The organism is Corallococcus sicarius, assembly GCF_003611735.1.
GTDB lineage: Bacteria > Myxococcota > Myxococcia > Myxococcales > Myxococcaceae > Corallococcus > Corallococcus sicarius.
Map to the genome: position 1 here is coordinate 1 of NZ_RAWG01000437.1, position 6,301 is coordinate 6,301.

The following is a 6,301-nucleotide window of genomic DNA, read 5'->3' on the forward strand; positions in this document are numbered from 1 at the left end:
GGTGCGACGTCTGGCTCACCGTGCGCAGCACGTCCACGCCCGCTTCGGCCACCTTCCGGGCAAACGTGCGCGCGAACGGCAGGAAGCCCTGGTCGGGGTGGCGGCTGCCCACCATCGCCAGCCGCCGCCGGGGCGGTCCAGGCTCTCCCCGGTAGAACAGGAGCGGGGGCGCGTCCTCCAGGCCCACCAACCGGGCGGGATGCTCCGGCGTGCCCGCGAAGGCCACCCGGATGCCCGCCACGGCGCAGGCGGAGTCCACCTGCGAGGCCAGTTCGTCCAGGGATGCGACGGTCGCGAGCCGCTGCCGGACGGCGGGCGGCACCGGGACGTCGGACACCCAGTCCCGCACGGGGGTGGACGCGAGGCGGGACAGGTCCCCTCTGGCGAACACCCGCACGGCCGCCAACGTCCGGGGCCCCAGGCCAGGGACGGCCCAGAGCGCCAGGCAGGCGCGGTGTTCTGCCGTGAGTGTGCCCGTGTCGGTGTCTGCCATACCCGTCCCCCGCCTGTTTCCCACCTATATAGAGGAGGTGGGCCCGGGAGGGGCGTGACACATAACACCGCAACATCGGTGGTCAAGCGGCCCGCCCTTCCGCGGCGGGCTGGAATGCAGCTTTCCTGCCGCTTCCGAGCCGCGGGTTGGCGGCTGGCGGTTAGCGGTTAGCGGCTGGCGGTGGGGGCTCCGTCCTTGCGCATGGTGGCGCGGTCGCCGGCGGAGACCTCCACCAGGGACCGGGTCAGGATGCAGTTGGAGGTCCGCTCGCGCACCTCGGTGACCATGCACTGCGCGACGCCCTCCCACGGGTAGGCGCCCTGCTTGCTCTTGCCCGCGTCGCCCATGCGGACGTCGCTGCGGCCGAGCACATCGAGGCTGGGGTCGCCCTTGCGCTCGATGGTGAAGACGTTGCCCACCTGGACGCCGTCCGCGGTGCCGCGGTCCACGACGATGAAGTGGTGCTCACCCAGCAGCGTCTGGCCGGGCGTCATCGGCGTCAGCACGTAGCCGGGGATCTCCTTGGCGTTGGGCTTGGGGGAGACGCGCTCCGACAGCCGCTCGCTGGACGGGCCCACGTAGTTGCCGCGCTCGATGGGGTCCCACGTCTCCGTGATGCGCGCGGTGACGATGTCGTTGTTGATGGCGACGACCTGCACCGTGCCCAGCAGCTCCGTGAGGAACCCGGCGCGGGCGCCCGTCACCGGGTGCTTCACCGGCTCCACGGTGTGGAAGATGACGTAGCGGTCCCCCACCTTGGCGGCCCCGCGCTTCTTGAAGCGCAGGTAGACCTTCTCCGGGGCCGACAGCATCAGCGCCTCGGAGGTGGAGCCTTCGATGCGGCCCGCCTCGTCCAGCTCCTTCGCCGTCACGAAGCCCTTGGTCGTCACGGGCCGCGAGCTGGACGGGTCGTAGCCGATCTTCCCCACCACCGACACCAGGCTGCCGCCGCTCACGTCCTGGGGCGCCTGCACGTCGTCCGAGGGAAGATCCCCGGCCTCCACGCGCGAGGGCACCTCTTCGCCCCCCGGGAAGAACTTCACGTTGTTGCCCGGGTAGATCCAGTGCGGGTTGGCGATCTGCGGGTTGTAGGACCAGACCTTGGGCCAGTACCAGGGGCTGCCCAGGTAGCGCTGGGACAAGTCCCACAGCGTGTCGCCGCCCTCCACGGTGTGCACCTGGCCGGGGGCGCTCTCGCGGCCCTGGGGGGCGCCGGGCGGGAGCTGGACGGAGGTGGGCCGTTCCGCGGCGTCGTCGGAGATGTCCTGCCCTTCCGTCTCCGGACTGACCTGCTGCGGTTCCTCCTCTTGCGCGTCCTGCTGCTGGGCATGGGCCGTCCACGCCGGGGCGACGGCGAGGGGCACGAGCAGGGAGGCGAGGATCCGGGAGCGCATCGGACGACGTCCTTTCACGAAAAGGGCTTACGGCGAGAGCGCGGCGAGCCGCTGCTCCGCCTGCGTGGCGGCGGCCGTCCCCGGGAACTGGGTGACGACGCGAGTATAGAGGGCCCGGGCATCCACGGCCTGATTCAGCCGCACCCGGCACTCCGCGAGCCGGAGCATGCCGTCCAGGATGGCATCCCCGGCGGGGTAGGTCTTGATGAGCCGTTCGAACGTCTTCGCGGCGCTGGCCGGATCCTGGAGGCCCATCTGCCCCAGACCGGTGAAGTACAGCGCGTTGTCCGCGCGCGGGTGACGGGGGTTCGCTTCCGCGAAGCGCGTCAGCTGATCCACGCCCCCTTCCGTGTTGCCCGTGCGCAGCAGCGACACGGCGTGCTCGTACTCGGCTTCGAGGATCGCGGGGTCCTTGTCCGGCACCCCGTCCGAGCGGGCCTGGGACTGGGACGCCGCGCCCGACGAGCCCTCCGCCGGGCTGATGAACATCTCCATCTGGTCCGGATCCGGCTCCACCACCGGCACCACCGTGGCGATGCGCGGGGCGGGTTCCTTCTTGGGCTTGAGCCGCACCACCGCGAGCTCCGCCGGGGCCAGTCCCAGCGCCTCGTTGCCCGCGTCCTCGTCCGGCTTCGCGATCAGCGCGCCCGAAGTGGAGGCCGCCGAGGCGGCCGGGGCGGTGACATTCCGGGCGCGGGACACGGCGTCGCGGTTCTCCAGCCGCGCCAGGCGCTCCGCCAGCGTCGCCTGGGAGGCACGCAGCGTGCGCACCTCGGCTTCCAGCTTCACCACTTCCGCCTGGGAGGCGGCGGTGGTGGCGCAGGCGGTCGGCGCGCACAGCGCCACGGCGGCAAACAGGCGGAAGAGAAAGGGGCGCACCGGCACGAGCCTGGACGGAGGGGATTCCGCGTCGAGGATAGGAAGGCCGGTCGGAGACCGTCAAGAAAACGGCCGGGCTTGCAGAGGGACGCTAGAAGCGGTGTAGCACGAAATTGAGATGCCGGCCGGTGAGCCCCGCGTCCCGGCGGTGCGAGAAGAACCGCTCACGCTCACATGCCGTACAAGCCTGTAGCACGTCCACATGCTCCGGCTTGAGGCCCGCCTTCACCAGCGAGGCCTTCACCGCGCGGGGCAGGTCCAGGTGCGGCTTGACGCCTTCGCGCACCACGTCCGGGCCGAAGCGGGCGCGGAAGCGGTCACCCAGTTCCGGCGACACCTCGTAGCAGCACGCCTGGATGCAGGGCCCCACCGCCGCGAGCAGTCGCTCCGGCCGCGACCCGCGCGCCCCCAGCGCCTCCACCGCGCGGGCGCTGATCTCCAGGTCCGTGCCCTTCCAGCCCGAATGCACCGCCGCCACCCGGCGCCCCTGCGGATCCACCAGCAGCACCGGCACGCAGTCCGCGGTGCCCACCGCCACCCAGCTGCCCTCCCCTTCCGTCCACAGCCCGTCCGCCTCGCCCAGCGTCGGGCGCAGCGCGTCGTCCGCTTCGCCGCGCGCTTCCAGCACCCGGTCGCCATGCACCTGGGACACCCGGCACAGCGCTCCCAGCTTCGCGCCCGCCGCCTGCGCCAGCCGCCGGTGGTTCTCCTCCACGCGCGAGCGCTCGTCGCCCACGGAGAACCCCAGGTTCAGCGACGCGTACGGCCCCTCGGACACGCCCCCCGTCCGGGTGGCGAAGCCATGCGGCACCGGCAGCAGCGCGGACGTGAGGAATTCGGGCGTGGATGTGGACGTAGGCGTGGACATGGGGTGACTCTGACTTCAACGGGCCACGGGCGCAGCCGGTGAAAACGGGAACTCACGGTGGAACAGCAGCCCTGTTTCAATATTTCGGCGTGAGTACGTTTGACAGGTTGTGTCACGCCGCTGACAATTTCTAAACACTCCGACACGCGGACAGGACGCGTGGTCCGGAGCAGACTGCGCCCGATCATGGCCCTGGGTTCCGAGACGATTGGCAGGAAGCTCCTCTGGAGCATTGGCCTGCCAGGGCTGGTGGTGGCGTTGCTGGGCGTGGGTCACTTCTCGCGTGAGACGCGGCAGGCGGTTCACGAGGGCACGCACCTGGAAGCGCTGGCGCTGGCGGAGTTCGTGGCGTCCACCTTCACCCAGCCCCAGGCGCCGGGCGCCGCGCCGCACGCGGCGGTGGCGGAGGTGCTGGCGTCGGACACGCGGTTGTTCCGCTCCGTGGAGGACCTGCGGGTGCTGATGCCGAACGGGCGCATCCGGTGGAGCCGGCGCCCGGCCGAGCAGGGCCATCCGCATCCGGAGGCCGAGCGGCTGTCGGCGACGGGGCCGGAGACGGCGCGCTCCAGCGAGCACGGCACGGAGGTGGTGCGTCCCCTGGGCGGCCCGGAGTGCTCCGGCTGCCACGCCAGTGACTCCGCGCAGCGGATGGGCGTGTTGCAGGTGCGCCTGGGCGAGCCCGCGATGCACCGTCAGTTGCAGGCGGTGTTCCGGGACGCGCTGGGGGCGATGGTGCTCTTCGTCGGCATCCTGGCGCTCGTCACGTGGCTGAGCCTGCGCTTCGTGCTCACGCGTCCGCTCAAGCGGTTGAGCGAGGCCATGGGGCGCGCGGAGTCCGGCGACCTGCTGGTGCGCGCGGACGCCCGGGGCACGGATGAGATTTCGCGGCTGGGCGCGGCCTTCAACCAGATGCTCGCGCGGCTCACCTCCATGAAGGTGGAGGAGATCGACACGCACCGCGACCTGGAGCTGGTGAAGGAGAAGCTGGCGCTCAAGGACGAGTTGGAGGAGCGCCTGCGGGAGCTGTCGCTGCTGTTCGACGTGGCGCGCTCGCTCAACACCACGCTGGAGCTGGACGAGCTGCTCGCGCGCATCACCCGCCTGGTGGTGGAGCGGCTGCACATCCCCGACTTCACCATCATGCTCCTCAACGAGGAGGGCCTGCTGGAGGTGAAGCACGCGTGGCCCCAGGGCCAGGGCCTGGAGGGGCACACCTTCGCCGTGGGCGAGGGCGCGTGCGGCCGGGCCGCCCAGTCGCGCAAGGCCGTGTACCTGCCGGACCTCGCCGACGGCACCAGCATCTTCGCCCGGCGCGGCCTGGGTGGCAGCACGGAGGAAGGCTCGCTGCTCGCGGTGCCCATGGTGCACGCGGAGACGCTGCTGGGGGTGATCAACTTCCAGCGCAAGGAGACGGCGTCGTTCTCCGGAGAGGAGATCGAGCTGTTCACGGCGGTGGCGGATCAGGCCGCCACGGCGGTGACGAACGCGCGGCTGCACGCGGAGACGGTGAAGCTCACGTTGACGGACGCGCTCACGGGCGTGCCCAACCGCCGTCACCTCTTCCAGCGGCTGGACCTGGAGCTGGCGCGGGCCCAGCGCTTCGGCGTGCCGATGGCGCTCCTGATGGTGGACGTGGACCACTTCAAGCGGCTCAACGACCTGGCCGGACACCGGGCCGGCGACGAGACGCTGCGCCGTGTCTCCGACGTGCTGCGCACCCGCGCGCGCAAGGTGGACACCGTGGGGCGCTATGGCGGCGAGGAGTTCGTGCTCCTCTTGCCCCAGGTCTCCAAGGCGACCGCCTTCGAGGTCGCGGAGACGCTGCGCCGCGCGGTGGCGGAGGCCGTCATGCTCAACCGGCCGGGCCTGCCCGGCGGGCACGTCACCGTGTCCATCGGCGTCTCGCACTACCCCACGGACGCGAACACGCAGGAGGGGCTCGTCGACTGCGCGGACTCGGCGCTCTATTGCAGCAAGCGCACGGGTCGCAACCGGGTGACGGCGTTCGAGGCCGGCATGGAGATGCACCCCGGCCGCGAGCGCAGCATCGCCGCGCCCCCCACGGACGCGCCCACTTCACCTCCGGCGTCGTCGGGCATCGCCAAGGCCTGAGGCCGCAGCGGGTGCTCAGCGCTGGGTGAGCGTGCGGACCCCGGGCAGCATCAGGTCCGCCCACTCGTCATAGCCCGCGGCGGACGGGTGGAAGCCGTCCCCGCAGAAGAAGTCCGGCCGCCGGGGGATCATCTCGCGGCTGGCGGTGAAGAGGTCCACGAGGTGCAGCCCGTGTGAGCGGGCCACCGTGGCGATGGCGTCGTTGAAGAGCTCGATGCGCCCTTCGTACAGCGCGCTCGGCACCAGCTTCGCCACCGGCGCGAGCGCCATGTCCGCCAGGTTCACCACCACCATGGACGCGCCGGTCTGCTTCAGGCGGCGGGCGATGCGGTCCAGGTCGTCCTGGAACTCCGCCACGTCGGTGCCGCGCCAGAGGTCGTTGGTGCCCACGCCCAGGGTGATGAGCGTGGGCTGCAACGCGACGACGCGCTTGAGGGCGTGGTTGACGACGTCGCGGATGCGCGCCCCACTCTGCCCCAGGTTGGTGTGGCCCACGGGGAGGCCGCCCTGCCGGAGGCGTGAGGCGAGCCGTTCGGGGTAGCCCCCGCCCTGCGA

The 6,301-nt window shown here is 71.6% G+C and carries 6 protein-coding genes; 1 reads left to right on the plus strand and 5 read right to left on the minus strand.

Annotation, left to right across the window (positions count from 1 at the left end; translation table 11 throughout):
- The 4 genes from D7X12_RS37985 to pgeF all read right to left on the minus strand — a co-directional run.
- Positions 1-493 (minus strand): DNA-processing protein DprA (locus tag D7X12_RS37985; RefSeq protein WP_208719548.1); only part of this gene is annotated, 493 nt, incomplete at its 3' end.
- A 167-nt stretch (positions 494-660) separates the two neighbouring features.
- On the minus strand, positions 661-1,887 hold the full coding sequence (locus tag D7X12_RS37990; protein WP_120630062.1) for a LysM peptidoglycan-binding domain-containing protein: 1,227 nt from the start codon (positions 1,885-1,887) through the stop codon (positions 661-663).
- A gap of 27 nt (positions 1,888-1,914) precedes the next feature.
- Positions 1,915-2,766, minus strand: coding sequence for a tetratricopeptide repeat protein (locus D7X12_RS37995; protein WP_439329416.1), 852 nt, complete (start codon positions 2,764-2,766; stop codon positions 1,915-1,917).
- Between the two features lie 91 nt (positions 2,767-2,857).
- Positions 2,858-3,634, minus strand: a complete 777-nt coding sequence (gene pgeF, locus D7X12_RS38000; protein ID WP_120630064.1) for a peptidoglycan editing factor PgeF — start codon at positions 3,632-3,634, stop codon at positions 2,858-2,860.
- 186 nt (positions 3,635-3,820) lie between these two features.
- Between pgeF and D7X12_RS38005 the strand changes: the two genes are divergently transcribed.
- Positions 3,821-5,746 (plus strand): GGDEF domain-containing protein, encoded by a 1,926-nt coding sequence (locus tag D7X12_RS38005; protein ID WP_120630065.1) that lies wholly within the window; start codon positions 3,821-3,823, stop codon positions 5,744-5,746.
- A gap of 15 nt (positions 5,747-5,761) precedes the next feature.
- Here the strand turns inward: D7X12_RS38005 and D7X12_RS38010 are convergent.
- On the minus strand, positions 5,762-6,301 hold a 540-nt coding region (locus tag D7X12_RS38010; protein WP_147443925.1), incomplete at its 5' end, for an SGNH/GDSL hydrolase family protein.